This window comes from Kurthia sp. Dielmo, assembly GCF_000307285.2.
Taxonomy (GTDB): Bacteria; Bacillota; Bacilli; order Bacillales_A; family Planococcaceae; genus Kurthia; species Kurthia populi.
Genome location: NZ_CAEP01000177.1, coordinates 1 through 818 on the forward strand (window position 1 = coordinate 1; position 818 = coordinate 818).

Consider the following 818-nt stretch of genomic DNA (forward strand, 5'->3'; position numbering starts at 1 on the left):
ACGGATTTCTCCGTGTTTTTTTAGACAGATGGTGGTCGATTTTGTACGAATATATGCTCAGCATGCTGCTTTTCTAAGCAGTGAATCAAATCCACACCATAAATTCCTTCGGCATAATCCATTTCAGATTCATAAATCGGGATAAGTTGATGAAGTATAACCAGAAATTCTTCATTTACAATTGTAGAAACAAACGATTCACTCGGTCCTCTTGCTAGTAGGTGCGTCATTTTTGTGTACTCGAAAAGGATTTCTTTTGTTTTCCCTTCTACAGGAAATGTTGTATTTCCATAATATTTCAATAAGTTTTTATGAACATAATATCCGAATTCTGCCATCATGCGTAGGGGCCAATTTTTTTCAGGAAGTGTCCATTCCTCTTCAGAAGCGACCCAATCTAAAGGCAATTTCATCATCATTTCATACGCTTCGTTGTGCGTCACATTTGGCGGAATATTATTACTGACCCCCAGTGTGAAAACAACATAATATGGATATTTTTTCGTTGGATAAATGATATTTCCACTAATTTGTATCAATGGGTCACTTTCTACCGTCAAGTCTGTCAATTGGAGCGCAATCGGTCCATATTCTTTTTCAAATTGTTGACGAACTTTCTCTGAATTAGAAACTGTTCCAACTGGTTTGAGCTGTCCATCGTCTACCGGCTTTTCCACAACGGCAGGTCGTTGAAAATCAATGACTTCCTGGACCTGTGCGGCTGTTAATTTTTCTTGTAAAGCCGGATAACCATTTGCTTCCGCATACTGCCATTCGGCTTTATATACCGGCACTAGTTCATCGATGCGAATTTCTTT

Annotated in this window: 1 protein-coding gene; it reads right to left on the reverse strand. The window is 38.6% G+C overall.

The window, feature by feature from the left end; translation table 11 throughout:
* Nucleotides 1-20: 20 nt before the first annotated feature.
* The coding region (locus KTHG_RS00030) for a suppressor of fused domain protein (RefSeq protein WP_139991775.1) at nucleotides 21-818 on the reverse strand (798 nt) is incomplete at its 5' end.